Raw genomic sequence first — 2,313 nt, 5'->3', positions numbered from 1 at the left:
AAAAAACGGTTATGAAGATACTAAAAAAGCATTTAATAATTCTCTTGAAAAACTTCAATTAGATTATTTAGATTTATATTTAATACATCAGCCTTTCGGTGATTATTACGGAGAATGGAGATGCATGGAAGAGTTATACAAAAACGGAAAAATTAAAGCTATTGGAGTATGCAATTTCTTTGCTGACAGATTGGTTGATTTAATAATGCATAATGAGATAGTACCTGCTGTAAATCAAGTAGAAGTAAATCCATTTTATCAAAAAAATGATTATCAAACTATTATGAATGAATACAATGTACAAATGCAGTCTTGGGCTCCTTTTGCTGAAGGAAGAAATAATATGTTTACTAATGAAGTATTATTAAGCATAGCTAAAAAATATAATAAATCTATAGCTCAAGTAATTTTAAATTGGCTTGTAAAAAGAAATATAGTGGTAATACCTAAAAGTGTTAGAAAAGAAAGAATGGAAGAAAACTTTAATATTTTTGATTTTGAATTAGATGAGAGCGACATAAAACTAATTTCATCTATTGATAAAAATGAAAGTTCTTTTTTCTCTCATCAAGATTATAAAATGGTAAAACTTTTATCAGAAAGGGTTCTTGAATAATTTAATTAATATAAGGAGAATATATAATGAAAAAAGATGTTTTTGTTTTAACAGGTGCAGGCTCCATTGGAATAGCCATAGCAAGAAGAGTAGGAATTGGAAAGCATATTGTACTTGCAGATTTTAATATAGAAAATGCTAAAAGAGAATCACAAATATTATATAATGCAGGGTTTGAAACTTCTATATTTGAAGCTGATATTTCTTCAAGAGAATCAATTTTAAAACTAATAGATTTTTCAAAGGGTTTAGGAAAGATAAAATATTTTGTTAATGCTGCAGGCGTTTCACCATCTCAGGCATCTATTAAAGATATTTTAAAAGTTGATTTATATGGAACAGCGGTATTGCTTGAAGAGTTCGGCAAGGTGATAGAAGAGGGAGGAAGCGGAGTAATAATATCTTCACAATCTGGTTATCGTTTGGGCTCTCTCACAGATGAAGAAAATAAAATACTTGCAACTACTCCAACAGAACAATTATTATCTTTGCCAATACTTGAAAAAGCTTCAGACACATTAAAAGCCTATCAATTATCAAAGAGATGTAATTGTCTTAGAGTGATGTATGAATCTGGTAATTGGGGCAAGAGGGGAGCAAGACTCAACTCAATAAGCCCTGGCATAATAATAACACCATTAGCGAACGATGAATTAAATGGACCAAGGGGAGCGATGTATAAAAGAATGCTAGAGCTTTGTCCTTCAAAAAGGGCAGGCACTCCAGACGATGTTGCTAATGTTGCTGAATTACTAATGACAGAGAGAGGCTCATTTATTTCTGGAAGCGATTTTCTTATGGACGGAGGCGTAACTGCATCTTGGTGGTATGGAGAATTATCAGAGGGTAAATAAAGTTTTTTTTAATGCTGTTTATTAGATAATGATGAACGGTATTAATAAAATTTAGAGGTTTTTATTATGAAGAAAATAATATTTATGCTTTTATCAATAATTATGTTATCTTGCAGTAATGATACTCAAAAAAAAGATTATATAGTTTCTAATATTGATAGTTTAGAAAGTTCACAAAACATTAATGCTCTAAATATTAAGGGCACTCAAAACAAAATATTAATAGCATATTTTACATGGTCAGACAACACAATAGTAGAAAACCCTGATTCTATTGACGTAGATGCTGAAACTTCTGCAAGCGTGTTATCTCCGGGAAATGCTGAGTTAATTGCTAATTGGATAGCGGAAAAGACAGGAGGAGATTTATTTAGCATAAAGACACAAAACAAATATTCAAGCGATTATGATGAATGTTTGAACCAGGCAAGAAAAGAAAGGGACAATAATGAAAGACCAGCATTAGTAGGTAGAGTGAACAACATTGATGATTATGATGTTATATTTTTAGGCTTTCCAAACTGGTGGTATACATGCCCAATGGCAGTTTTTACATTTGTTGAAAGCTATGATTTATCAGGCAAAACAATAATACCATTTTGTACACATGGCACAGGAGGACTTTCAAGAACGATAAGAGATTTAAAAAAATTACTTCCAGCAAACTGCGAAGTGTTAGAGGCTATAGGGGTGTATAGACCAGAAGTAAAGAACTCAAAAAGTAGAGTTTTGGATTGGCTAAGGAAGCTAGGCTATTAAAATTGATAGATGTTTTTGAATAATTTATATTATATGTAATTAGTATGATTTTAGATTATTTGCACTTTTTGGTTCTTTGACGAA

3 protein-coding genes are annotated in these 2,313 nt (G+C 31.0%); all 3 read left to right on the top strand.

Features of this window, described 5'->3' with window-relative positions:
* On the top strand, window positions 1-616 hold a 616-nt coding region (locus E6A48_RS10055), incomplete at its 5' end, for an aldo/keto reductase (protein ID WP_219710074.1).
* A gap of 26 nt (window positions 617-642) precedes the next feature.
* On the top strand, window positions 643-1,470 hold the full coding sequence (locus E6A48_RS10050) for an SDR family oxidoreductase (RefSeq protein ID WP_219710073.1): 828 nt from the start codon (window positions 643-645) through the stop codon (window positions 1,468-1,470).
* Window positions 1,471-1,536: 66 nt separating this feature from the next.
* A complete protein-coding gene (locus tag E6A48_RS10045; protein WP_219710072.1) occupies window positions 1,537-2,229 on the top strand; it encodes a flavodoxin in 693 nt (230 codons plus the stop codon).
* The last annotated feature ends 84 nt before the right edge of the window (window positions 2,230-2,313 follow it).

It is taken from the genome of Brachyspira pilosicoli (assembly GCF_019402445.1).
GTDB classification, from domain to species: domain Bacteria; phylum Spirochaetota; class Brachyspiria; order Brachyspirales; family Brachyspiraceae; genus Brachyspira; species Brachyspira pilosicoli_B.
The sequence above is the reverse complement of the archived record's forward strand: the minus strand, read 5'-3'. Positions and strand labels throughout refer to the sequence as shown.